Consider the following 24578-nt stretch of genomic DNA (forward strand, 5'->3'; position numbering starts at 1 on the left):
TATTTGAGGAAGGAGTACGCCGATGAACCGATACATGCTGTTCCTGATTGCCCGGCGAATTGGTGCCGGCATCCTGACTTTGCTTATCGTCTCGGCGGTGGTGTTTTTCATCACCAGCCTGCTGCCGGGCGACGCAGCGCAGATGATCCTCGGCCAGAACGCCACGCCGGAAACGGTGGCGGCGTTAAGGCAGCAGCTGGGTCTCGATCAGCCTTTGCTGATGCGCTACTTCCACTGGCTGACAGGCATGGTGCAGGGCGACTTTGGCACCTCGTTTGCCAGCCATTTGCCGGTCGCGCAACTGGTGGCGCAGCGTATTCCCGCTACCTTTGAACTGGCGGGTATCACCACGCTGATCTGCGTGCCGCTGGCGCTGATTATCGGCATTATTGCGGCGATGAATCGCGGTTCCCGGCTCGATCGGGCGCTGGTCATCGGCACCATGGCGACGGTTGCCGTGCCGGAGTTTCTGGTGGCGACGGTGGCGGTGCTGATTTTTGCCGTCAAGCTGCACTGGGTCTCGGCGATGTCGTTTGGCAGCCCGGATAGCGACCTGCTGAGTTACCTCAAAGCCTATGCGCTGCCGGTGCTGACGCTCTGCTGCGTGCTGGTGGCGCAGATGGCGCGTATGACGCGGGCAGCCATTATCAACCAGCTCGACAGTCCTTATCTGGAGATGGCGCTGCTGAAAGGGGTTTCACCGCTGAGAGCGGTGCTGCGTCACGCACTGCCTAACGCGGTCGGCCCCATCGCCAATGCCATTTCACTCAGCCTCTCCTATCTGTTTGGCGGGGTGATCATCATCGAAACTATCTTCAGCTATCCCGGTCTCGCCAGCCAGCTGGTGGATGCGGTCAGTAACCGCGACCTGCCGGTGGTGCAGCTCTGCGTGATGCTGTTCGCCGCCTGCTACCTGGTCCTGCTGCTGGCGGCAGACATTCTGACTATCGCCTTTAACCCGAAATGGAGAAGCGCATGAATATTCTCTCGTTGCCCTGGCGTTTCTTACAGTCGCTCTCCTGGTCGGGACGGCTGGGTCTGATAATGTCGCTGTTCTGGCTGCTGATGGCGGTGTTTGGCACCCCGCTGGCCCCGCACAGCATTGATGACATCGGCGGCGGCCCGCTGATGGGCGGCCTGACGTCCGATAACCTGCTGGGCACCGACTACCTTGGGCGCGACATGCTGAGCCGCATTCTCTATGGCGCGAAGTTCTCTATCGGTCTGGCGCTGAGTGCGGCGCTGCTGGCCAGCCTGATCGGCACGCTGCTGGCGCTGCTGGCAGCGGTGGCGGGGCGCTGGCTGGAGGAGGTACTGGGCCGCGTCAACGACGCGCTGCTGGTACTGCCGGGTAAAGTGCTGTCCCTGATGATAGTCGCGGTATTTGGCTCCTCACTGCCAATGCTGATCCTCACGGCGGTCTTCACCTACTGGCCGGGCGCATTCCGTATCGCGTTTGCCATGGCCAGCTCGCTACGCAGCATGGACTACGTCCGGGCGTCACGGCTGCGGGGCGAAAGCCGCTGGTATATCGCCATTCACGATATCCTGCCCAATATGGTGCACCCGATGCTGACTGACTTTGGTCTGCGCTTTGTCTACATCGTGCTGCTGCTGAGCGGCCTGAGCTTCCTCGGTCTGGGTGTTCAGCCGCCCTACGCCGACTGGGGCACGCTGGTGCGTGAAAATATGCAGGGGCTGTTTGACGGCTCGCCTGCGGTGCTGATGCCCGCGCTGGCGATTGCCAGCCTGACCATTGGCGCCAACCTGTTTATTGACAGCCTGCAGGCGATGCGTCCGATGACGCTGGCGAAGGAGGGAGCATGAACGTGACACCACATACCGCCATGCCGGTGATTTCGGTGGATAAACTGCGCGTCACTGCGCAGACCGATCGCGGCGAAGAGATCGACCTGGTTTCCGACATTCACTTTACCGTGCAGAAGGGCGAAGTGCTGGCGCTGATTGGCGAATCCGGCTCAGGTAAAACCACTATCGCGATGGCGCTGATGGGTTACGCCCGCAGCGGGTGCCGCATCGCCGACGGCAACATTCACGTTGCCGGCACCGACGTTAACAGCCTGACGCCGGGGCAGTTGCGCGCTTTCCGTGGCAACAAAGTCGCCTATATCGCCCAGAGCGCGGCAGCGTCGTTTAATCCGGGCATGAAGATCCTCGACCAGGTGATTGAGCCGGTGGTTATCCACGGCACCCTGACCCGCAAAGCGGCAAAAGCCAAAGCGATTGAGCTGTTCCGCGAACTGGCGCTGCCCAACCCCGAGACCATTGGTGACCGCTTCCCGCACCAGGTGTCGGGCGGTCAGTTGCAGCGTCTGATGACGGCGATGGCGCTGATTGGCGATCCTGACGTGGTAATCCTTGATGAACCTACTACCGCGCTGGATGTGACCACGCAGGTGGAAGTGCTGAAGGCGTTTCGCCGCGTGGTGGTGCAGCGCGGCGTCACGGCGATTTACGTCAGTCACGATTTAGCCGTGGTGGCGCAGATGGCAGACCGGATACTGGTGCTACTGCGCGGCAAAATGGCGGAGTATGGCAGCACCGCGCATCTGATCGGCGCACCGCAGGCGGAGTACACCCGCTTACTGATGGAGGCGGCGCGACAGAAAGAGCGGCCCAGCAACTGGTGCCCGGTTGCCGCCGATATTCAGCCGCTGCTTGAGGTGCGCGACCTCAGCGCAGGTTATGGTCCGCGCGGCAGCGATGGCTACCCGAAAATACGCATTCTGGAGGATATCAACCTCAGGCTGTGGAAAGGGCAGGCGATTGGCATCATTGGTGAGTCAGGCTCAGGTAAAACCACCCTGGCGCACGCTATTGCCGGACTCAACGCTCCAAGCCACGGCCATATTCTGTTTAACGGCCACTACATCGCGGGCGATATGCAAAAACGGCCTGACAATGAGCTGCGCCGCATTCAGTATGTGTTCCAGATGGCAGACACCGCGCTGAACCCGGCCCACAGCGTTGAACGCATACTGTCGCGTCCGCTGACGCTGTTTCACGGTCTGAGCGGTGCGGCCCGACAGCAGCGGCTTTATCAGCTGCTGGATCTGGTGCAGCTCCCGCGCAGCGTGCTGTGGCGGCGTCCTTGGGCGCTCTCTGGCGGGCAGAAGCAGCGCGTCAATCTGGCGCGCGCGCTGGCGGCTGAGCCAGATCTGATTCTGTGTGATGAAGTGACCTCGGCGCTGGATACAGTGGTTGCCGCCGCCGTTCTCGACTTAATCAGCGAACTGCGCCGCGAACTGGGACTCTCGGTGATCTTCATCAGCCACGACATGCATGCGGTACGCGCGGTGTGTGATGAAATCGTAGTGATGAAGAGCGGTCGCATCGTCACCCAGCTGGCGCGCAGCGACTACGACAAGCCGACCAGCGAGTTGTATTTCGAGCGGCTGAAACGCGCGGTGCCGGAGCTGCGTCAGGGCTGGCTGGATGAGCATGAAGAGATTTTAAAAGCAGAGTGAGTTGCCTGAAGCAACGGGCACCCTGATTAATCCGCCTGCACAGCACTGATGTAATGCGTAGGCGGCACGGGTCAAGGCACAGCGGTGATATCGCCCTGTGCCAGACCAGATACTGACAACAGAGGTAGTCTTGTTATGCCTGCACCGATTCGTTATGTACAGGACAGTGCGAATTTTCCCGATTCCGCCGATGTAGTGGTGATTGGCGCCGGTATCGCCGGAGCCGCCGCCACCTGGGAGCTGGCGAAGCAGGGACTGAAGGTCGTGCTAATCGAAAAAGGCCTGGTAGGAGCGGAGCAGTCGAGCCGTAACTGGGGCTGGTGTCGCCAGCAGAACCGCGATGAACGTGAATTGCCGCTGATTATTTATGCGCTGCAACGCTGGGGTGAGCTTAACGATGAAACCGGCGAAGAGCTGGGTTTCCGCCGCAGCGGGCTGGTTTACGCCACGCAGGAAGAGTCGGACATTGCGGCCTGGGATAAGTGGATCCAGATGGCAAAAGGCTATGGCGTGAGCAGTTCGATCCTCACGGCGGAGCAGGCCAAAGCGATGACGCCCGGCAGCACCACAAGCTGGCGGGGCGGTCTCTCAGCGCCAACTGACGGTCACGCCGAACCACGGCTGGCCGCGCCCGGGCTGGTGGCGGGCGCGCTGAAAAAAGGCGCGCTGCTGTTTCAGCAATGTGCGGTACGCGGGCTGGATATCGCCGCCGGACGGGTCAGCGGCGTCTGGACCGAGCGCGGCCTGATCAAAACCAGCCGGGTGATCTGTGCCGCCGGGGCCTGGACCTCCATGTTCTGCCGTCGTCACGGTATCGATCTGCCGCTGGGCAACGTGATTGGCACCGCCTTCCGCACGCAGCCCATTGAACAGGCGATTGCCATGCCACTCTACACACCTGGCTTTGCCTGTCGGCCACAAATGGACGGCAGTTACACTGTCTCAGTCTCGGGTCGCGGGCGTCTGGAACCGGGCGCGCAGGGGCTGCGCTATGCCCGCCAGTTCTATCCGACCTTTAAAAGTCGCCGCAAGAATCTCACCCTGAATCTTGGCCTGTCGCCGTTCTTCAATGGCCCGGAAGCGATGGGTGGCTGGGCATTTGACCGCGAGTCGCCGTTTGAGCGCATGCGCATACTCGATCCGGCAGCCGATGCAACGATCGTGGAAGAGGGGCTGGCGGCGATGCGGCGTGAATATCCGGCGCTGGCGAACCTGCGGCTGGCGCAGTCCTGGGGCGGCATGATTGACAGCACCCCGGACGCGATTCCGGTGATCTCCACCGTGGCGAAATTGCCGGGGCTGGTGCTCTCGGCGGGCTACAGCGCCCACGGCTTCGGTATCGGACCGGGTGCCGGACGACTGGCAGCCGATCTGGCGACCGAAGCCACGCCAGTCGTTGATCCCACCCCTTATCGCTACAGCCGTCTGGTTGACGGCAGCGGACTTGAAACGCCAGGCATGATGTAAGGAGACCTGCAATGAGCCTGAAAATACGCGCAATGACGCCGGACGATCTCGACCCCTGTTTCACCTTAACGCAGGCACTGAAATGGCCCCACCGACGTGAAGACTGGCAGCTGGCACTGCAGCTGGGCGAGGGTACGGTGATTGAAGAACAGGGCAAGCTGATTGCGAGCGCGGTGCTCTGGCGCTGGGGCGAGCGCGCTGCCACGCTGGGACTGGTAATCGTCGATAACCAGCAGCAGGGGCGTGGCCTGGGCAAACAGCTGATGCTGGCGCAACTGGAAAAACTGTCTGACTGTAACGTGCGTCTGCACGCCACCGAAATGGGCAAAGGTTTGTATGAAAAACTCGGGTTTGTCAGTTGCGGTGAGATTCGCCAGCACCAGACCCGCGCAGTGACCACCCTTCCAGACGTCGTGATCCCGGCGGGACTGCAGCTGCGTCCGGCAACACTGGCCGATCACGCCACACTGGTGACGCTGGATCAGCAGGCGCACGGCATGCATCGTCCGGCACTGTTCGACCACCTGCTGCGCGACTGCCAGACGGTGCTGTTGCAGGATGATCATCAGCAAATTCAGGGCTTCGCCAGCCTGCGCCGCTTTGGTCACGGCTGGGCGATAGGCCCGATCATCGCGGGAGACTTCGCGGTAGCGCAGGCACTGGTCGCCACATTGATGCAGACGCTGCAGGGGGAGTTTCTCCGCATTGACACCGATGCCGCGCTGCCGATGGCCGCCTGGCTACAGAGCCTCGGCATCCCTCAGGTCGATGCGCCTGCGACTATGGTGCGCGGCACGCCCTGGACGCCGCAGGGTATGCAGGCGTTTGGACTGATGACGCAGGCGATGGCCTGATGCATATCGTCTATAAATCGGAGCCGGAACGTGGCCGCATCTGGCAGCGCTGGCTGGCAGCGCATGCGCCTGACATTCAGCTGCATATCTGGCCTGAGACCGGCGATCCAGAGCAGGTTGAAGCGCTGGTCGCCTGGCAGCCACCAGCTGACATCACCGCGCTCTTCCCCCGGCTGAAACTGCTGTTCTCCGTGGGTGCCGGGGCCGATCAGTTTGACCTTGGCGCGCTGCCGCCCGACCTGCCGGTGATCAGGATGATCGAGCCAGGCCTGACCCAGGGTATGGTGGAGTATGTCACCTTCGCGGTACTCGGCCTGCATCGCGACATGCCGCGCTATTTTCATCAGCAACGCCAGCAGCAGTGGCTGGCACTCGCGGTATTACCTGCCGCGCAGCGTCGGGTAGGCGTCATGGGGCTGGGCAAACTGGGCCAGGCCGCACTGCAACAGCTGGTGGCGCTGGGCTTTGACTGCGCTGGCTGGAGCCGCACACCGCGCCAGATTCCCGGCGTCCGCTGCTGGCACGGTGACGATCAGCTCGGGGCGTTTCTGGCGCACAGCGAGATTCTGGTCTGCCTGCTGCCGCTGACTGACACCACACAGGGTTTGCTTAACCGCACCCTGTTTAATCAGCTACCACAGGGCGCGGCGCTGGTGCAGGCCGGGCGCGGCCCCCAGCTGAATCAGGACGATCTGCTGCAGGCGCTGGAGAGCGGGCAGCTCCGTGCCGCCGTGATCGATGTGACCGACCCAGAGCCGTTACCGCCGGGTCATCCCTTCTGGCACCATCCCGCCATCTGGCTCACACCCCACATCGCCAGCCAGACGCAGAATGAGAGCGCCATTGCGGCACTGCTGGAAAATCTGCGGCGCCATCAGCGTGGCGAGCCGCTGCACGGTGAGATTGACCGTTCGCGAGGATATTAAGATGGAACATCTGGTGGCATTGCGCCGCGACCTGCATGCGCACCCGGAACTGGGCTTTCAGGAGCAGCGCACCAGCGACATCGTGGCGAACTTTCTGCAACAGCTGGGCATTGAGGTGCATCGCGGCATCGGTAAAACCGGCGTGGTCGGGATACTGAAAAAGGGCAGCAGTGAACGCATGATCGGCCTGCGGGCTGATATGGATGCGCTGCCGATGCAGGATCAGAGCGGCACCGACTGGCAAAGCCGCGCGGAGCAGGTGAGCCACGCCTGCGGCCACGACGGTCACACCGTGATGCTGCTGGGAGCCGCAGAAAAACTGGCGCGCGACGTCAGCTTTGATGGCAGCGTCTGCTTTATCTTCCAGCCCGCCGAAGAGGGGCTGGCGGGCGCAAAGGCGATGATTGACGATGGCCTCTTCAGCCGTTTTCCCTGTGAGGCGGTCTACGCCATCCACAACTGGCCGGAACTGCCGCTCGGCCAGGTACAGACCCGCCCTGGCGCGATCATGGCAGCGGCTGACCGTTTTGATATCCGGGTACTGGGCGGAGGCGGTCATGCCGCGCAGCCGCATCTGACGCGCGATACTCTGCTGGCGACCAGCGAGCTGGTGGTGCAGCTGAATACTCTGGTCTCACGCGCCCTGGATCCGTGCGAAACGGCGCTGCTCACCGTCACCCGGATGCAGGGCGGCTTTTCACACAACATGATCCCGGCGGAGGCGAACATCACCGGCACGGTGCGCACTTTCAGCCCTGCAGCGCAGGCGACGATTGAAGCACGACTGCGTCAGATGGCGGAGCACATCACCGCCGCCCACGGTTTGCACGCAGAGGTCAGCTATCTGCGCTACTACCCGGCGACCCTGAACAGTAATGCTGAAGCGCAGTTTTGCCTGCAGGCGCTGACGCAGGCGGGCATTACGGCTGAGGCCGCGCCCCAGCCCGCACTTACCTCAGAAGATTTTGCTTTTATGCTGCAGGCGCGGCCCGGTGCCTATCTGTGGCTGGGGTCGGCACCCTGCAAGCCGCTGCATCATGCTGCATACGACTTCAACGATGCGCTGATCCCGCATGGCGTTAACGTTTTTGTCACGCTGATTCGTCAGGCGCTGGCAGAGAAATTTCCCTGCTGAATGCCGCAGGATTTTGACAGGAAATGCCGCTGTCTGAGGAATTACGGCAGCGTGACAAACCAGCGGGTTGCGATACTTGAGCCAACCGAACGTTACGTGGATGAGGGTTTAAAATGCAGAATGTCATGGCAGAGCAGCAAGCATACTCCGATAACAGCCTGTTACTGGATGCACGCGAGCAGAACGTGCCGCGCGGCGTAGTTACCGCCCATCCGCTGGTGATCGAACGCGCCAGAGGCAGTGAAGTGTGGGACGTGGAGGGCAATCGCTATCTCGACTTTGTCGGCGGCATCGGGGTGCTGAATGTCGGCCACAATCACCCGGCGGTGGTCAATGCGGTGATCCGCCAGCTCGGTCTGGTGTCTCATGCCTGCTTTCAGGTGGTGGCCTATCCGGGCTACATCGAGCTGGCGCAGCGGCTGAACAAACTGGTGGGCGGCGATGAGGCGTACAAAAGCGTCTTCTTTACCAGCGGCGCGGAAGCGGTGGAAAATGCGGTGAAGATTGCCCGCTCACACACCCAGCGCTCTGGCATCATCGCTTTTGATGGTGCGTTTCATGGCCGCACCCTGCTGGGTATCACCCTGACCGGCATGTCCGCGCCTTACAAACAGAATTTTGGCCCGTTCCCCGGCGATATTTACCGTCTGCCCTTCCCGAACCCGCTGCACGGTATTACTGAAGCGGACTGCCTGAAAGCGCTGGATCAGCTGTTTGCGGTGCAGATCCTGCCGGAGCGGGTCGCGGCGATTATCATTGAGCCGGTTCAGGGCGACGGCGGCTTCCTGCCCGCTGGCCCGGCATTTATGCAGGCGCTGCGTCGCATCACCAGCCAGCACGGTATTCTGCTGATTTGTGATGAAATCCAGTCCGGCTTCGGGCGTACCGGCACGATGTTCGCCTTCCAGCAACTGGGTATTAAACCCGATTTAGTCACGCTGGCGAAAAGCCTGGGCGGCGGTCTGCCGATTTCTGGCGTGGTGGGGCGTGCAGAGATCATGGATGCACCGACGCCTGGCGGGTTAGGCGGTACTTATGGCGGCAACGCACTGGCCTGTGCGGCGGCGCTGGCGGTACTGGATCTGTTTGAGCAGGAAAACCTGTTGCAGCGCTCCTGCCAGCTTGGTGAGCAACTCAATGCACGACTGCGGCAACTGGCGGATAAATATGCCTGCATCGGTGACGTCCGCGGCGTGGGCTTTATGCAGGCGGTGGAGATCCTCGATTTCGAAACCGGTCGCCCGGATGCGGCCTTAACCCAGAAGATCCTCGACAGCGCCTGCCAGGAAGGATTGCTGCTGATCAAATGCGGCCTGCATCGCAACACCATCCGTTTCCTGGCGCCGCTGGTCACCACCGACTCACAGCTTGAAGAGGCGCTGCATATCTTCGATATTGCGCTGGCCCGCGCCACAGGCCGGTTGGGATAAAGCGCGATTCCTCATTGATATTGTTAAAGTAATTTGAAAATCTCCCGCTGGTATAACCACTGCGAAGCGCTGGCGCGTTTACGGTAAAGCGTGATATACCTTCGGGAGGTTCTGCACATTTAATTAAGCGTCTATCCCATCAGGCTATTTCATTTGTCAGTCTGAACCTGGTCAGTGCTTACAATCCTCACGTACGCCATGTACGCGCCGGTTGTTCCGCGCTGTCCGTCTCCAGACTGCCTGCAACAATGACGCCTGGCGGGACAGGCTCTGACAATGAGGGGGGTGCTATGAACGGCTTAATGAAACTCGACCGCATCGACATCAACATCCTGGTGCAACTCCAGAAAGATGGCCGTATCAGCAACGTTAACCTCGCCGACGCCGTAGGCCTTTCGCCCAGTCCCTGTCTGCAACGGGTCAAACGTCTGGAACAGGCCGGTTTTATCACCGGTTATGAAGCGCACATTAATCTCACCCGCATTACCGATTCGGTGACGGTCTTTACCGAAGTCACCCTGTCAGGCCATCGCCGCGAAGACTTTATGAAATTTGAAAGTGCGATGCGCGACGTCGATGAGCTGATGGAGTGCCATCTGATTACCGGCGGCTATGACTATTTGCTGCGCTTTATTACCCGCAGCATTGAACATTACCAGGAAGTGATTGAGAAGATGCTCGACGCTCAGATCGGCATCGATAAATACTTCAGCTATATCGTGATCAAATCCCCGATCATGAAAAGCAGCGTGCCGTTGCGATCGCTGATCGGCAAGCACAATTCGGTGGAGTTCGGCGTGTAACGGGCGGCCAGGCGTCGCCCTCGCCATGTTTACCGGTGGAGAGAGGGCCGTCACCTGTCTTGTATCTGTCTGCTCTTTCGCGATTCACCCCAGCCGCACTTATGTTCGCCCATCCGCTTCACTTCTCCCGTTAATCTGCAAGATGCCCCCTCAGCATAAAATTTCTTCATGACGCAAAATTCAGTCGCAACAGCCGGTTCTGTGGCGCGCTACAGCCTCAACCGTTGGGCGAACCCTTTTACACTGTTTTCAACCGATACAAGGAGTTGTCATGGACTCATTACAGATTGCTGACCAGCAGTGGCAGCGCGAGGCGTTCACTGTCTCCACCAGCCGCCAGCAGCTCGACCTGGCGTGGATCCACATCCAGCTGGCGGAGAAGTCCTACTGGGCCAAAGGCCAGCCGCTGGCCAAAACCGTGCGGGCGATTGCCGGTTCGCTGCCGTTTGGCCTCTATCACCAGCAGAGTCAGATTGGTTTTGCCCGCCTTATCACCGACTACACCCGGTTTGGCTGGCTGTGCGACGTGATGATTGATGAAAACTGGCGCGGTCACGGGCTGGGCAGCTGGCTGGCAACCTGCGTCCGTGAACACCCGGAGCTGCAAACGGTGCATCGCTGGATGCTCTCAACCCAGGATGCCCATCAGGTCTATCAGCGGCTCGGCTGGCGTGTGGTGCAGCATCCCGAGGCGCTGATGGAATTTCCCCCTTCCTGACACTGGAGTTACCCCGATATGCGATACCGCGTTGGCGTGGATATTGGTGGATCCTTTACCGATTTCGCCGTGCTCGATCAGCAAACGAACCAGATTCACACCCTGAAAGTCCTGTCGCGACCGGATCAGCCAGGCAGCGAAATCGTTACCGGGCTGGCGCAGTTTCAGCAGCATCAGGGCATTGACCCCGCTGAGATTGGCTACTTCACCCACGGCACCACGGTAGGCATTAACGCGGTGATCCAGCGGCGCGGTGTGCGGCTGGCACTGTTCGCCACGGAGGGCTTCTGCGATGTCCTGGAGCTGGCCCGGCTTAAAATCCCGCATATTCACGATCTTTTCTCCCGGCGTCCTGCTCCGCTGATCACCCGCGATCGGGTGTTTGCCATCCGTGAACGCAGTGACGCGCACGGCAACGTGCTGCACGCGCCTGATCGTCAAAGCGTGCTCGACGCAATCGCTCAGGCACGCGCGGCAGGTTGTCAGGGCATTGTGGTGTCGCTGCTGCACAGCTATCGCAACCGGCACAATGAAGCGGCGGTGAAGGCGATTATCGACGAGGTGGCACCCGAGCTGCTGACCTCCTGTTCCGCTGACATCTGGCCGATCATCCGTGAATATGAACGCACCATTACCGCCACCATTAATGCCTACGTGCAGCCGATGGTGATCCACTACCTGGAATCCTCTGAGCAGGCGCTGCAACGGCTCGGCGTCAGGCCGCCGCCGCGCATCACCAAATCCAACGGCGGGGTGATGGGCGTCGATCAGGCGAAACGCGAATGCGTGCAGATGGTGCTCTCCGGCACCGCATCCGGGGTGATTGGTGCCAGCTATCTCGCCAGCGCCTGTGGTTTTGACAAAATCCTCAGCCTGGATATCGGTGGCACCAGCGCCGACGTGGCGGTGATCATCGACGGCAAAGTGGCGCAGGGCAACGGCGAAATCATCGGGGATTTCCCGATCTTTATTCCTTCTGTCGCCGTCACTTCGGTGGGGCAGGGCGGCGGCTCGCTGGCGTGGATCGATGGTCAGGGCGTGCTGCAGATGGGCCCGGACAGTGCCGGATCGCTGCCTGGCCCGGTCTGCTTCCGGCGCGGCGGCACGCAACCCACTGCCACCGATGCGTTCGCCGCCTGCGGCATGATGGGCCATGGCGCGCTGGGTTATAACGCCGTCACTGTTGATGTGGACGCCGCCTGTGCGGCCTGGCAGCCGCTGGCGGATGCGCTTGGCGTCACCGTGCAGGAAACGGCAGAAACCGCCATCCAGCTGGCGATCTCCAGCATGTACAGCGACACCAGCGGGCTGCTGTCGCGCTTTGGTCTCGATCCGCGTGAATTCTGGTTCCTCGCCTTTGGCGGAGCGGGTCCGATGATGGGCTGCTTTCTGGCCCGCGAACTGAATATGAAAGGGGTGATTGTGCCGCCGACGCCGGGCGTGCTGTCCGCGCTGGGCGGGCTGGTAGCAGATATCCGCAACGATTTTATCCGCACGCTCTACGGCGATCTGACGCCCGCCCTGTCCGACACCCTGGCCAGTGAAGCCGAAGCATTACAGCAGCGCGCCTGTGGCTGGCTGGCCCAGGAGCACAGCAGCGATATGCCTTACAGCCTGCAGTTCAGCGCGGATATGCGCTATCGCGGTCAGTCGTTTGAGATCGATGTACCGCTGGAGACGAACTGGCTGGCGCAGGCGGATTTCACTGCGCTGCATGACGCCTTTGATCGCCAGCACCAGCAGCTGTTTGGTCACTGTGACCCGCAGGCGCCGGTGCAGTTGATCAACCTGCGGCTGGTGATTGCATCACCGACGCCGAAACCGGTGATTAACCCACTGGCTCCGGCCACGGAACCGGTGCCGGTACTGAAACAGACCAGGGCGTGGATCGACGGCGGCTGGCATCAGGTTGATTTAGTGCTGCGTTCAGTGCTGCGTGCCGGACATCAGCTCAGTGGCCCGGTCATCATCGCCCAGGATGACTGCACCACCTGCGTGCCGCCCGGCATGGGCGTCACGGTCGATTCATTCGGTAATCTGCTGATCACGGCGAACGAGGCATAACATGGCGATTGATGGACGTAACTTACAGATCCTGGCGAACTACTGCGCCGCGGCTGCCGATGCGATGGCCTTTACCCTGATGCGCACGGCGCACTCCACCTTTGTTAAAGAGACGGAAGATTTCTCCTGCCAGATTGTCAGCCGCAGCGGCCTGGCGTTCGCCTCGCCGCGCAGCTTCGGCGCCCCCTGGTACAGCGGCATCGACTATGCGCCGGTACTGGCGCTGATTGAAGAGTACGCTGACGGCGACATCTGCATTACCAACGACGCCTACGCCGGCAACGTGGCGACCCACTCGCCCGATATCCACATCTGGAAACCGGTGTTCCACCAGGGTGACATTGTCTGCTTCGTGGTGGGCCACATTCATAACACCGACGTCGGCGGCGCGGTGCCCGCCTCGCTGTCGCGCTCGCTGACCGATATCGTGCAGGAGGGGATTCGCATCCCGCCGCTGAAGATCATGCGGCAGGGTCAGCTCAACGAAGAGGTCGCCAGCATCATGCGGCTCAATGTGCGGGTGCCGGATCAGAACTGGGGCGATTTCAAAGCCCAGCTGGCGTCGGTGAACGTCGGCGAGCGTAAAATCCACGACATTATTGCCCGCTTTGGCATCGCCGATTTTTTGCAGGGCATTGAGGGCATTCTCGATTACGCCGAAGCGCAGGCGCGCAGCATTATCAAAACCATTCCCGACGGGGAATACTTCTATGCCGACTACGCCGATGAAGATGGCGAGGGCGGTTATCCCTGCCGTATCGCCATTACTCTGCGGGTGCAGGGCGATCAACTGGAGCTGGACTACACCGGCAGCGATCCGCAGCTGGCCTCGTCGCTGAATATGCCGACTGGCGGACGTGAGCGGCATCCGCTGGCGCTGGTGGGTGTTACCTATGCGCTCTCTACGCTGGACCGTTCACTGCTGCTTAACGCCGGTACGCTGCGACCCACTAGGGCAATCCTGCCGCCTGGCACGGTCATGAACTGTGAAGCGCCCGCAGCGGTAGGGATGCGCTCCCTGACCTGTGCACTGTCGCAGATTGCCACTATCGGCGTCTTCTCGCTGGCGATGCCGGAGCGTTTGCCCGCGAATTCACCGGGCGGCAACTCAATCATGAACATTCGTACCCAGACGCCGAATCGCAGTGTGGTCGCCTCGCTGGGTCCGGTGGGCGGCGGCGCGGGCGGCACGCCGCGTCACGATGGGCCTGACGGCTCCGGCGGTCTTTCAGCCTTTCTGAAAAACACCCCGATTGAGATCAACGAAGCGGAAGTGCCAATCCGCTTTCATCGCTACGGACTGGCCCAGGACAGCGCCGGAGCCGGTCGCTATCGCGGCGGTTTAGCCACCGAAATGGCATTTGAGGTTTTCTCGCCCAATACCACCATTACCGCGCGCAACCGTAACCGATCGGTGTTTGCCTCGGCGGGTGTCGTCGGCGGCCAGAGTGGGGCGCTCTCTTACTTCCGTACCCGGCGCGACGGTGAGGTCATCAATCACGGTAACACTGATGTGATCCACTGCCTGCCGGGTGACGTGGTCGAAGTGCGCGGACCCGGCGCGGGCGGTTATGGCCTGCCAACACAGCGCGATGCCGATGCGGTGATGCAGGATGTGCGCTGTGGTTATCTCAGCGTCGCGGCAGCAAGGACGCAGTATGGCGTGGTGGTAGTTGATCACCACGTGGATCGGGCAGCAACGGAGCGCCTGCGCGCCACAATGCCGCAGCAGGCTTCGCACCATTTTGAGCACGGCGAAGCACGGAGTCGCTTCGAAACGCTCTGGACGCCACAGCGTTATCAGTTACTGACCGCCTTTCTGGCAAGCGCGCCGGTGAGCTGGCGTCACTTCCTGAAAACCCAGGTATTCCGGGTAGTGGCAGAGATAGGCGAAACGGCGGATATGGCACAAATATTCAGTGATTTGCGTCAGCGATACCCGGCAATGGCGAACAATTAACGGCGATTGCCCATCGTCTACTACGCTTTAAGTCTGCATGGACTACAAGGGGAAACGCGACGATGAGCATGAAAACCAGTGATTTTTTTGTCCAGCGCCTGAAAGAGTGGGGCGTCACACGCATCTACGGCTATCCGGGCGATGGCATCAACGGGGTGCTGGGCGCCATTCAGCGTGCTAACGCCAAAGGCGACGGCATCGAATTTATTCAGGTACGTCACGAAGAGATGGCGGCCTTTATGGCGGCCGGACACGCCAAATTCACCGGTGAGCTGGGCGTCTGCCTCTCTACCGGCGGGCCCGGCGCGACCCATCTGCTGACCGGACTCTATGACGCCAAAATGGATCATGCTCCGGTGCTGGCGATTGCCGGACAGGCGGAAGCGACCGCGCGCGGCTCCAGTTATCAGCAGGAGATGAACCTGGATCGCATCTTCTCGGACGTTGCCAACTTCGTTCAGGAAGCTTCGAGTTCAACCCAGGTTCGCCATCTGCTCGACCGGGGCGTGCGCATCGCCAAAGCGCAAAACGGCGTGGCGGTGATCATCATCCCTAAAGATATTCAGGATAAAGAGTGGCAGCCGCCGCAGCATCTGCACGGTTTTACCCATTCCGGCAGCGGCTATCAGCGTCCCAAAGTGATCCCTTATGAAGCGGATCTGCAACGCGCCGCTGAGGTGCTGAACGCCGGCAAAAAAGTGGCGATTCTGATTGGCGCAGGCGCACGTAACGCCGCCGTCGAGGTGGTACAGGTCGCCAATGTGCTGGGTGCGGGCGTGGCAAAAGCGCTGCTGGGCAAAGATGTGCTGCCGGACGATGCGCCGTTTGTGACCGGTTCGATTGGCCTGCTGGGCACGAAGCCCTCATCCGATTTAATGCAGAACTGCGACACCCTGCTGATGATCGGCAGCGGCTTTCCGTGGACGGAGTTCCTGCCGGAAGAGGGCAAGGCGCGTGCGGTGCAGATCGACATCGATCCCGCCATGCTCGGCCTGCGCTATCCCAGCGAAGTGAACCTGCATGGCGATGCGGCTGAAACCCTGCGCGCTCTGCTGCCGCTGCTGGAGCACAAAGAGGATCGCAGCTGGCAGGAAGATATCGCGCTTCAGGTGCGCGACTGGTGGACGCTGATGGAAGAGCGCGCCATGGCACCCGCTAATCCGGTCAACCCGCAGCGGGTGGTGTGGGAGATGTCGCCACAACTGCCGGATAACGCCATTGTCACCTCGGACTCTGGTTCCTGTGCCAACTGGTTCGCCCGCGACTATCGGGTTAAGCAGGGTCAGCGCGCCTCGCTCTCCGGTGGCCTGGCCTGTATGGGCGCGGCGGTGCCTTATGCGATTGCCGCAAAATTTGCCCATCCCGATAAACCGGTGGTGGCGCTGGTGGGTGACGGCGCCATGCAGATGAACAACATGGCGGAGCTGATCACCATCCAGAAATACTGGCAGCAGTGGGCCGATCCACGCCTGATCGTCTGCGTGTTCAACAACCAGGATCTCAATCAGGTCACCTGGGAGCAGCGGGTCATGGAGGGGAATCCCCGCTTTGACGCCTCGCAGCAACTGCCGGATGTGAAATATGCTGAGTTTGCGCAGTCGCTGGGAATGGTAGGTATTTTTGTCGATAATCCTGACGATCTGGCGGCGGCATGGCAGCGTGCGCTCAGCGCCGATCGCCCGGTATTGCTGGAGGTGAAAACCGATCCGGAAGTTGCCCCGTTACCGCCGCACATCACCTTTAAACAGGCGAAAGCCTTTATGGCGTCGATGGTGAAAGGCGATCGCGGTGCGGCACAGATCATCAGCGACACCGCCAGCCAGCTGTTCAATAAAAAGCATTAAGGGCTAAGTGGGGCGGTCGCGCCTCGCTAACCTTAAATCCCGGATGCACTCGCGTCCGGGTCTCCAGTCACTTCATCATCATCAACGGGAGTCTTACCATGACTGCTCACTCCAGCCCTGTCTGGTTAATATCGGGATGTTCGACCGGATTTGGTCGTGAACTGGCGCAGCAGACCATCGCGCGTGGTTTTAAGGTCGTCGTGACGGCACGTGATACCTCTTCCATTGCCGATCTGGTTGAGGGACACGACAACGCGCTGGCAGTAGCGCTGGATGTGACCCACCAGGCGAGCATTGACCAGGCCGTCAAAGTGGCACTCGACACGTTCGGCACCATTGATGTGCTGGTAAACAACGCCGGTTACGGCTATCAGAGCTCGGTGGAAGAGGGTGTGGAAAGCGAAATCCGCGCGCAGTTTGATGCCAACGTCTTTGGCCTGTTTGCCCTGACCCGCGCCGTGCTGCCCGCGATGAGAAAGGCGCGCAGCGGCCACGTCATCAACATTACCTCGGTGGCAGGCTTAATTGGTTTTGCCAGCTCAGGATACTACTCTGCCAGCAAACATGCGGTGGAAGGCTGGTCAGATTCGCTGGCGCTGGAAGCGGGACCGCTGGGCATTCGCGTTACCTGTGTCGAGCCAGGTCCGTTCCGCACCGACTGGGCGGGACGCTCCCTGCATCAGACACCGAGCACGCTGCCAGACTATGCAGAGACTGCAGCCGCACGGATGAAAGCCACCGCCGAATACAGCGGCACGCAGAAGGGCGATCCGGCGCGGGCCGCCACGGCGATGATTGCCATCACTGAGCATGATAACCCGCCACGCCATCTGGTGATGGGCGCCTGGGGCCATGATGCCGTGACCAGCAAGCTTAAAGAGCGGCTGGCTGAGATCGAAGCGTGGAAACAGACATCGGTGGAGACGGATTTTCCGGAGTAGAGGTGAGTTGCGGGTGGCGAAAAGCCGTCTGCGAGTGAGCCAGAAGCTGATAAAAATACGAAAGGCCCGTTTATCGGGCCTTTAAGCGTTAAGCGCTGATCTTAGCTTTCTGCATTTCGCGCGCATTCAGCTCTTTCAACTTGCGGCGTAACAGGGCAGACGACGAGCGTTTTTTCCTCTGAGCTAACTGGGCTTTAATGGCGGGCAGATCGGGTCTGGCCAGCCATTCAGCAATCAATAGTGCCCTTAACTCCCTGTTCTCGGCATCAGCCGCATCTGTGATGCCATCGTATTTATCGTAAAACGACATAGCAAGCTCTCCCTGTAGTCACTACTTTATAAGCCCGGAAATATTTCGGGATTAAAGGTTGCGGCGCTTTCTTAGGCAACCCTGTTCGGCGATTGTAGCGTAGTTCATTTTTTAACCCAAGCAAAGCGTCGTAGATCTCCTCAAGGGGTGTCGGGCGATTGCGGTCAACGATCTCTCCTGATGCAGCCTGGAAAACAAAACCGCCTATAAAGAAGCTTTCATAGTGTGCCATTAACGCCAGGAGTACGCTTTTGAAAACGACAGCACTGCCTAATCCTGCAAAGCTGATATGGCGGAAATCGCCGAGGCACTCCAGACCATCGAACACGTCAAAACAGACTTCAGCCAGCCCTTTAACCGGAAAGGCGATACCGGGTGGCATCTGGTATCCGATGCGGGTAAAGGTCTGTTCATCCATTAGCTTGCCCACGATGACAGTGTAATTCTCATTACCGGCAACAAACGCGTAACTGTAATGAATACGCCGATCGTAAATGAATTTTTTCCGCCTGATTTCGTAGTTTTCAAGATAAATATCTTCTTCAATGCGCACTTATCATCCCTGCAGGCTGCATGTGAATCTTTAAGCCGTGATTTTTTAGTGCCTGCTCAGACCGGTCAAACCTCCCTGGTAAAAATGTGGTTATTCATTCCAGCATATCGGCCGCTGTTGCTGATAACCGACATCGTTTTGTAAAGCAGCCCGCAAAGCATTCAGTTATTACGCCCCCTTATCGCGCAGCGCTGCGCCATCATCGTGCTGGAAAAACAAACAGTCGCCTCCACCTGGCATCATAAGAATTCGATCTTGTATCCCAGCCCGTATTCCATCTGGCATCCCCGTTTCAGACCGGATGAATCACCGCTAACTGGCACGCTTCATGCACTAGCCGACAGGTACACTTTTGGCGAGGTAACCCATGCTTGACTCCTTATTAGACGAAGATGCCACCACGATGGCCGCTCTGATTCGCAGCGGGGACGTGTCGGCTTATGAGCTGACCGGGGCGGCGCTGGCACGGATGGAACAGCGGGAACCGGCGATACAAGCTTTTTGTACCCCGACGCCTGAACTGGCAATGGCACAGGCCAGAGCCGTGGATGCCCGACGGGCACGCGGTGAAACACTGGGCGCGCTGGCAGGCGTACCGCTGGCGGTGAAAGATTTAATCTGCACCGCAAACGTCAGAACCACCTCCGGTTCGGCGGCGTACAAAGATTTCGTGCCGGAAGATGATGACATCACGGTGGAACGGTTGCTGGCCGCCGACGCCATTCTGCTTGGCAAAACCACCGCACCGGAGTTTGGCTACAGCGGGGTCGGGCACAATCCGCTGTTTCCGTCGCCGCGCAATCCCTGGGATTTGAGCATGACGCCAGGAGGGTCCAGCGCCGGTTCGGGTGCGGCGGTGGCGGCGCGGCTTTGCCCGATTGCTTTGGGCAGCGACGGCGGCGGGTCGGTACGCATTCCGGCGGCGCACTGCGGTATTTTCGGCTTCAAGGCGTCGATGGGCCGGGTGCCGCTCTGGCCCGGCTGTCGTGATGAGCGCTACCCCGGCGTGTCGAGCTGGGAGTCACTGGAGCACATCGGTCCGATGACGCGCAGCGTGCGCGATGCCGCGCTGATGATGTCGCTGATGGCAGGACCGGATATGCGCGATCGCCACTCGATTCCCTGCAGCGATGTCGACTGGCTGGGCGCGCCACACCATCTGCCAGGCAAACTGCGCATCGCCTTCAGCGCAGATTTTGGCTATGTGGCCGTTGATCCGGAAGTGCGGGCAGTGGTCAGCGCGGCGGTGCAGCGTTTTGCCGCTGAAATCGGTGCTGAACTGGAACTGGCCGATCCCGGCTTCCCTGATCCGTCGGCGGCCTTTGGCGCGCTGGTGGCGATGGAGAGCGATCTCACCGGCATGCGCCAGATGCTGGCGGAGCAGGGCGGCGAGATGTCGCCGCATCTGGTCGCCATGCTGCAGCGCGACTGGCGGGCGGAAAACTTCACCGATGCCATCACCACCCGCAAAGCGGTCAGCAACTGCCTGTGGCGCTTTATGCAGCGCTTTGACCTGCTGATTACCCCGACGCTGGCGGTGCCGCCGTTTCCGCTGGGGATGCAGGGACCGGAGATCATTGATGGCCGCATGGTCCGCAGCGATCACTGGCTCTCGTTTTGCTATCCGTTCAACTTCACCGGTCAGCCCGCCGCGTCCGTGCCCGCCGGTTTTACCGCCAGCGGCTTGCCCGTCGGTCTGCAGATTGTCGGACGTCATCTTGATGATGCCTTAGTGCTGGCTGCCAGTGCCGCTTTCGAGCGCATTCAGCCGTGGAATCACCTTCAACCCGGAATCGCCCAATGAAAACGTCTACTAAGCCTGCGCTGGAGCAGGAGTTTGAACATGAGCCGGTACCGCTGTCGCACCGTCACTCAACCCGCTCTGTCTCGGCCGTCTGGTTTGGCTTTCCGATGATCCTCACCAATGCGCTGTTTGGCGGCATCATCACCTGGCATCTGGGGTTCTGGCCTGCGCTGATCGCCATTCTGCTGGGAAACCTGGTGCTGTTCGCCTATGTCGGCGCGCTGAGCTGGTACGCCGGTAACAGCGGAATGAATTTCGCCCTGCAGGCCAGACGCACCTTTGGCAGCAAAGGCTACATCCTGGTCTCGGGTTTTCTCTCGACGGTGGTGATCGGCTGGTACGCCTTCCAGACCGGCCTTACCGGCACGGTCATTAATCAGACCTTCGGCTGGAATGCGCTGGCGGTGACGGCCTTTGCCATGATCCTCTATACCGGCATTACCTTCCTGGGCGTGCGGGCGCTGTCGGTGCTGGGGATGATCGCCGCGCCGCTGTTTGTGGTGCTGGGAATGGTGGCGCTGTGGCTGATTAGCAAACAGCACGACTTCTCCGTGGTGACGCAGTGGAAGGGCAGCGCCAGCGCAGCCGGTGCAATGAGTATGGGCACCGCCGTCACCATGGTGGTGGCCGGTTTTGCTGACTCCGGCACCATGACCGCTGACTTTACCCGCTGGTCGAAGAATGGCCGTTCGGCGGTGATCGCCGCGTTCTCTGCCTTCCCGGTCGCTAACGTCATCTCTTACCTGTTCGGTGTGGTGATTGTGGCCGTGGGCGCAGCAGTTGATCCGCTGACCAATGGCGGCAACTTCCTGCCGATGCTGATGGGGCACAGCGCCTTTTTGTCGGTAGTGGCCTGCCTGTTTGTCTTTATCAATCTCGGATCGGTCTGCACACACTGCCTCTACAACGGGGCGGTGGGCTTCAGTCATCTGTTCAGCAGCAAAATGCGGCTCTGGACGCTGATCCTGGGTGCCATTGGCGGCGTGCTGGCGCTGGCGGGCGTCTGGTCTTACTTCCTGGAGTGGCTCAGCCTGCTCGGCATTGTGGTGCCGCCGTTTGGTGCCGTGATGATCGTGGATTTAATTTTTATGGCGCGCATCAGCGAGCAGCGTCCGGCGCAGCGTTTTCGTGGTACTGCGTTTGCCGCCTGGGCGATTGGCAGCCTGTGTGCGGTGATCGCCCACGTCGCTTTCCCTCAATTTGGTGAAGCGGTTATTGGTCTGGTGACCGCCGCCATCAGCTACAGCGTGATCAGCAGAATGCGCATGCCGCGCCCGGTAATGGAGAACAGCAATGCCCGACTACAGCGTTAATTCAACCCCCTACGCCTGGCCGTTTGACGGCACTTTTACGCCGGCTGACACCGCGCTGATCGTGATTGATATGCAGACCGACTTCTGCGGCATGGGCGGCTATGTCGACAGCATGGGCTATGACGTGAGTCTGACCCGCGCGCCCATCGCACCGTTGCAGCAGGTGCTGGCGGCGATGCGCGCCCGGCAGTTTCCGGTTATTCATACCCGCGAAGGACACCGGCCCGATCTCAGCGATTTGCCCGCCAACAAACGCTGGCGCTCGCGGCGAATGAACGCCGGGATCGGGGATGAGGGACCGTGCGGCCGTATTCTGGTGCGCGGTGAACCGGGCTGGGAAATAATCCCGGAGCTGACGCCGCTGCTGGGTGAAGTGGTGATTGATAAGCCGGGTAAGGGATCGTTTTATGCCACCGATCTGGAGCTGATATTGCGCAGTCGCGGCATCCGTAATCTGATCCTCACCGGCATTACCACCGACGTCTGCGTCCACACCACGCTGCGCGAAGCCAACGATCGCGGCTTTGAGTGCCTGGTGTTGTCCGATTGCTGTGCTGCGACCGAGCAGCGTCATCATGAGGCGGCGCTGAGCATGATCCATATGCAGGGCGGCATCTTTGGCGCGGTCGCCCATTCTGCCGCGCTGCTGGATAGCCTGGGGGTTTAATTTCCCGCGACGACGGGTAAATGGCGATGTTGATCTTCTGATCTCAGGTGCATCACGCAGCCGGAAAGCCTGAGCACAACGTTGTGCTCAGGCTTTCCACATCAGCGATCACTCGTGCTGCGCGTTGTCTGGCGCAATAGTTTTCATCAGCGCCGCGAGCTGATCGGCGGGCACCGCCTGACTGAACAGATAGCCCTGCAGCTGATTACAGCCCGCATCTGCCAGCGCAGACATCTGCCCTGGCGTCTCGACGCCTTCTGCTGTCACCATCAGACCCATGGCATGACCCAGTTTCACCACCGATTCAACAATCGCCACTGAATTTTCCGCCACGCCCAGCGACTGGGTAAATGAGCGATCGATTTTGATTTTATCCACCGGAAAGTTGCTGAGATAGTTCAGGCTGGAGTAACCGGTGCCAAAGTCATCCAGCGCAATCCGGAAGCCCGCGTCACGCAGCTCCACAATAATGGCGCGTGCTTCACGTTCATCTTCGATTAACACCCCTTCGGTGATCTCCAGTTCCAGGCGTTTCGGATCGCCGCCGTTCTGGCTGACAATCGCCATCACCCGCTCAACAAAGCCGGTAGAGCGGAACTGCACCGGCGAGACGTTGACCGCCACCAGCAGCTCGGGAAAACGCTGCTGAGTGATACAGGCTTCAGCCAGCACCCATTCGCCCAGCGGAATAATCAGGCCGGTCTCTTCGGCAATCGCGATAAATTCACCGGGCGCAATCAGGCCGCGGGCTGGATGGTGCCAGCGCAGCAGCGCTTCGATGCCCACCATCTGCTGACCGCCAATATCCATCAGCGGCTGATACCACACCTCCAGCCCCTGATGGGTATGCAGCGCCGTACGCAGGTCGGCAGCGATGGTCTGTCGGGTCCGCACCGACTCATCCATCGCCCGTTCAAACTGACGATACGTGCCGCGCCCGCCGCTTTTGGCCTCATACAGCGCAATATCCGCTTTGCGCATCAGTTCCAGCCGATCAACCCCATCTTTGGGTGCCAGCGCCAGTCCGATACTGGCGCCACTCCAGACATCGCTGCCAAACAGCGTAAAAGGCTCACTCAGTTCATCGATAATGCGCTGCGCCAGGCTATGCACCTGGCCGATATTATCGACATCTGGCATCACCACGATAAATTCATCACCGCCGATGCGTCCTACCGTATCGCTGGCCCGCACGATACGGCTCAGGCGCTGTGCGACCGCGATGATCAGTTCATCTCCGGCGTGATGACCGTGGGTATCGTTGATGGTTTTAAAGCGGTCGAGGTCAATGAGCAGCAGCGCCACTCGCTGATCGTGGCGCGTCGCCAGGGCCAGCGCCTGGGTTAAACGGTCTTCGACCAGTGCGCGGTTCGGCAGGCCGGTCAGCACATCATGAAACGCCAGATGCTGTGCCTGAGCCTCTGACGCGCCGAGCCTGAGCATGGATTGCGAGAGGTTCACCGACGAGTTCCAGAGTCGCCGCACCATATAAAGGCACAGCAGGGATATCGCCAGTACCGCCAGCCCGGTAGATGGCCCGATGGTGCGCAGCATCTGCGCACCGGGACGGGAGGGGATCCAGTTCAGATAGCCAACCGCCTCACCCGCCTGGGCGATCAGCAGATAGCGCGCACCGGTTCCCGGCTGTGGCGTGCCGTCGGAGAAGTGCAGCCCCTGCAGCTGATTGCGTTCCGCCAGGCCCGCCAGATAGCCGTCATCAAGAAATTTCAGGCTCACCAGCCGGAAACGCGGCAGGGCATTGCTCTCCCGCTGGATGTTACCTACTGCCAGCGCGGCGGCCCGGTTTGTCACGCGGGCATAATCGGCGTTATCCTGGCGTGCCGGATCGTTGACCAGCGTGCTTTGCAGCACCTCACCAATCAGCGGGTCATTTTCAGGGGCGGAGACCGGCTGGCCTTCGCGCCAGACTCTGACAATCTGATTTTGCTGGTCCAGCACCAGAATCAGCTGATGGCCGAACATCTCATACAGCCACAGCCCAATGTTCTCATCCAGCCACCTGCTGCTGTTGCCCTCCGCCAGATGCTGCTCAAAGGGTCCCCAGCGCGACAGGCTATGCAGCTGGCGCAGATGCTCATTCAGACTCTGTGAAAAAGAGGCTTCAATCATCCGTTGCTGCTGATGGCGGGCCTCCGTATTGGTGAGTGAGGTACCAACAAAGAGCGCAGCGCCTGCACCTACAAACGTCAGCAGTAAGATAGCGACCAGCGGCACCAATACCTCACGCAGGAAACTGCGACGAAAATCAGAGGAAAGTTTAAGGGTGTTAATCATATTGTT

General features: G+C 60.2%; 20 protein-coding genes. 17 read left to right on the plus strand and 3 right to left on the minus strand.

The genetic code is table 11. From position 1 onward, the window contains the following. Positions 1-22: 22 nt before the first annotated feature. The 14 genes from HFD95_RS11300 (at position 23) to HFD95_RS11365 (ending at position 17630) form a co-directional block, all read left to right on the plus strand. Positions 23-979 carry an ABC transporter permease gene (locus HFD95_RS11300; protein ID WP_052270632.1) on the plus strand — a complete coding sequence of 319 codons (957 nt, stop codon included), beginning with the start codon at positions 23-25 and terminating at the stop codon, positions 977-979. Continuing rightward, a complete protein-coding gene (locus tag HFD95_RS11305) occupies positions 976-1827 on the plus strand; it encodes an ABC transporter permease (RefSeq protein WP_010247873.1) in 852 nt (283 codons plus the stop codon). Before HFD95_RS11300 ends, HFD95_RS11305 begins: the two co-directional genes overlap by 4 nt. Continuing rightward, positions 1824-3488, plus strand: coding sequence for an ABC transporter ATP-binding protein (locus HFD95_RS11310; RefSeq protein ID WP_064690179.1), 1665 nt, complete (start codon positions 1824-1826; stop codon positions 3486-3488). The genes HFD95_RS11305 and HFD95_RS11310 overlap by 4 nt, the downstream gene beginning before the upstream one ends. Positions 3489-3623: 135 nt before the next feature. Further along, positions 3624-4955, plus strand: coding sequence for an FAD-binding oxidoreductase (locus tag HFD95_RS11315; protein ID WP_167430247.1), 1332 nt, complete (start codon positions 3624-3626; stop codon positions 4953-4955). Positions 4956-4966: 11 nt separating this feature from the next. After that, positions 4967-5809: a GNAT family N-acetyltransferase gene (locus tag HFD95_RS11320; RefSeq protein WP_167430248.1), complete on the plus strand. Its 843-nt coding sequence runs from the start codon at positions 4967-4969 to the stop codon at positions 5807-5809. Beyond that, positions 5809-6735: a glyoxylate/hydroxypyruvate reductase A gene (locus HFD95_RS11325; RefSeq protein WP_167430249.1), complete on the plus strand. Its 927-nt coding sequence runs from the start codon at positions 5809-5811 to the stop codon at positions 6733-6735. Before HFD95_RS11320 ends, HFD95_RS11325 begins: the two co-directional genes overlap by 1 nt. Before the next feature lies 1 nt (position 6736). After that, positions 6737-7870, plus strand: coding sequence for a M20 aminoacylase family protein (locus HFD95_RS11330; protein ID WP_060680519.1), 1134 nt, complete (start codon positions 6737-6739; stop codon positions 7868-7870). Positions 7871-7983: 113 nt separating this feature from the next. Then, positions 7984-9300, plus strand: coding sequence for a 4-aminobutyrate--2-oxoglutarate transaminase (gene gabT / locus HFD95_RS11335; RefSeq protein WP_167430250.1), 1317 nt, complete (start codon positions 7984-7986; stop codon positions 9298-9300). Positions 9301-9590: 290 nt separating this feature from the next. Further along, a complete protein-coding gene (locus HFD95_RS11340; protein ID WP_010247853.1) occupies positions 9591-10103 on the plus strand; it encodes an Lrp/AsnC family transcriptional regulator in 513 nt (170 codons plus the stop codon). Positions 10104-10374: 271 nt separating this feature from the next. Then, positions 10375-10821 carry a GNAT family N-acetyltransferase gene (locus tag HFD95_RS11345; protein WP_010670904.1) on the plus strand — a complete coding sequence of 149 codons (447 nt, stop codon included), beginning with the start codon at positions 10375-10377 and terminating at the stop codon, positions 10819-10821. Positions 10822-10839: 18 nt separating this feature from the next. Further along, a complete protein-coding gene (locus HFD95_RS11350) occupies positions 10840-12885 on the plus strand; it encodes a hydantoinase/oxoprolinase family protein (RefSeq protein ID WP_167430251.1) in 2046 nt (681 codons plus the stop codon). 1 nt (position 12886) lies between these two features. After that, a complete protein-coding gene (locus HFD95_RS11355) occupies positions 12887-14845 on the plus strand; it encodes a hydantoinase B/oxoprolinase family protein (RefSeq protein ID WP_167430252.1) in 1959 nt (652 codons plus the stop codon). 62 nt (positions 14846-14907) lie between these two features. Continuing rightward, complete coding sequence (locus HFD95_RS11360) at positions 14908-16689, plus strand: thiamine pyrophosphate-requiring protein (RefSeq protein WP_167430253.1); 1782 nt, start codon at positions 14908-14910, stop codon at positions 16687-16689. Positions 16690-16787: 98 nt separating this feature from the next. Beyond that, on the plus strand, positions 16788-17630 hold the full coding sequence (locus HFD95_RS11365; protein WP_167430254.1) for an oxidoreductase: 843 nt from the start codon (positions 16788-16790) through the stop codon (positions 17628-17630). A gap of 88 nt (positions 17631-17718) precedes the next feature. Here the strand turns inward: HFD95_RS11365 and HFD95_RS11370 are convergent, their stop codons facing one another. Together HFD95_RS11370 and HFD95_RS11375 are read right to left on the minus strand one after the other, a co-directional pair. Continuing rightward, the gene (locus HFD95_RS11370) at positions 17719-17940 is read right to left on the minus strand and encodes a hypothetical protein (protein WP_010670899.1); all 222 of its coding nucleotides are present in this window, start codon (positions 17938-17940) and stop codon (positions 17719-17721) included. Further along, the gene (locus tag HFD95_RS11375) at positions 17924-18493 is read right to left on the minus strand and encodes a hypothetical protein (RefSeq protein ID WP_010670898.1); all 570 of its coding nucleotides are present in this window, start codon (positions 18491-18493) and stop codon (positions 17924-17926) included. The genes HFD95_RS11370 and HFD95_RS11375 overlap by 17 nt, the downstream gene beginning before the upstream one ends. A gap of 367 nt (positions 18494-18860) precedes the next feature. On the opposite strand from HFD95_RS11375, the gene HFD95_RS11380 reads away from it, so the two are divergent. Genes HFD95_RS11380 through HFD95_RS11390 form a run of 3 tightly spaced genes read left to right on the plus strand, consistent with a single transcriptional unit; the run spans position 18861 to position 22277 of the window. Further along, complete coding sequence (locus HFD95_RS11380; protein WP_167430255.1) at positions 18861-20297, plus strand: amidase; 1437 nt, start codon at positions 18861-18863, stop codon at positions 20295-20297. Continuing rightward, positions 20294-21610 carry a cytosine permease gene (locus HFD95_RS11385; RefSeq protein WP_167430256.1) on the plus strand — a complete coding sequence of 439 codons (1317 nt, stop codon included), beginning with the start codon at positions 20294-20296 and terminating at the stop codon, positions 21608-21610. Before HFD95_RS11380 ends, HFD95_RS11385 begins: the two co-directional genes overlap by 4 nt. Then, a complete protein-coding gene (locus HFD95_RS11390; protein WP_167430257.1) occupies positions 21591-22277 on the plus strand; it encodes a cysteine hydrolase family protein in 687 nt (228 codons plus the stop codon). Before HFD95_RS11385 ends, HFD95_RS11390 begins: the two co-directional genes overlap by 20 nt. A 108-nt stretch (positions 22278-22385) precedes the next feature. On the opposite strand, the gene HFD95_RS11395 is transcribed toward HFD95_RS11390, so the two are convergent. After that, entirely contained in the window at positions 22386-24572 is a 2187-nt protein-coding gene (locus HFD95_RS11395) for a bifunctional diguanylate cyclase/phosphodiesterase (protein ID WP_167430258.1), read from the minus strand. Between the last annotated feature and the right edge of the window lie 6 nt (positions 24573-24578).

Source organism: Pantoea sp. EKM10T (assembly GCF_011800685.1).
Classification (GTDB): domain Bacteria; phylum Pseudomonadota; class Gammaproteobacteria; order Enterobacterales; family Enterobacteriaceae; genus Pantoea; species Pantoea agglomerans.

Coding starts and splice junctions, on each gene's coding strand:
- HFD95_RS11300 (WP_052270632.1), top strand. CDS start 23: ATGAACCGATACATGCTGTTCCTGATTGCCCGGCGAATTGGTGCCGGC.
- HFD95_RS11305 (WP_010247873.1), top strand. CDS start 976: ATGAATATTCTCTCGTTGCCCTGGCGTTTCTTACAGTCGCTCTCCTGG.
- HFD95_RS11310 (WP_064690179.1), top strand. CDS start 1,824: ATGAACGTGACACCACATACCGCCATGCCGGTGATTTCGGTGGATAAA.
- HFD95_RS11315 (WP_167430247.1), top strand. CDS start 3,624: ATGCCTGCACCGATTCGTTATGTACAGGACAGTGCGAATTTTCCCGAT.
- HFD95_RS11320 (WP_167430248.1), top strand. CDS start 4,967: ATGAGCCTGAAAATACGCGCAATGACGCCGGACGATCTCGACCCCTGT.
- HFD95_RS11325 (WP_167430249.1), top strand. CDS start 5,809: ATGCATATCGTCTATAAATCGGAGCCGGAACGTGGCCGCATCTGGCAG.
- HFD95_RS11330 (WP_060680519.1), top strand. CDS start 6,737: ATGGAACATCTGGTGGCATTGCGCCGCGACCTGCATGCGCACCCGGAA.
- gabT (WP_167430250.1), top strand. CDS start 7,984: ATGCAGAATGTCATGGCAGAGCAGCAAGCATACTCCGATAACAGCCTG.
- HFD95_RS11340 (WP_010247853.1), top strand. CDS start 9,591: ATGAACGGCTTAATGAAACTCGACCGCATCGACATCAACATCCTGGTG.
- HFD95_RS11345 (WP_010670904.1), top strand. CDS start 10,375: ATGGACTCATTACAGATTGCTGACCAGCAGTGGCAGCGCGAGGCGTTC.
- HFD95_RS11350 (WP_167430251.1), top strand. CDS start 10,840: ATGCGATACCGCGTTGGCGTGGATATTGGTGGATCCTTTACCGATTTC.
- HFD95_RS11355 (WP_167430252.1), top strand. CDS start 12,887: ATGGCGATTGATGGACGTAACTTACAGATCCTGGCGAACTACTGCGCC.
- HFD95_RS11360 (WP_167430253.1), top strand. CDS start 14,908: ATGAGCATGAAAACCAGTGATTTTTTTGTCCAGCGCCTGAAAGAGTGG.
- HFD95_RS11365 (WP_167430254.1), top strand. CDS start 16,788: ATGACTGCTCACTCCAGCCCTGTCTGGTTAATATCGGGATGTTCGACC.
- HFD95_RS11370 (WP_010670899.1), bottom strand. CDS start 17,940: ATGTCGTTTTACGATAAATACGATGGCATCACAGATGCGGCTGATGCC.
- HFD95_RS11380 (WP_167430255.1), top strand. CDS start 18,861: ATGCTTGACTCCTTATTAGACGAAGATGCCACCACGATGGCCGCTCTG.
- HFD95_RS11385 (WP_167430256.1), top strand. CDS start 20,294: ATGAAAACGTCTACTAAGCCTGCGCTGGAGCAGGAGTTTGAACATGAG.
- HFD95_RS11390 (WP_167430257.1), top strand. CDS start 21,591: ATGCCCGACTACAGCGTTAATTCAACCCCCTACGCCTGGCCGTTTGAC.
- HFD95_RS11395 (WP_167430258.1), bottom strand. CDS start 24,572: ATGATTAACACCCTTAAACTTTCCTCTGATTTTCGTCGCAGTTTCCTG.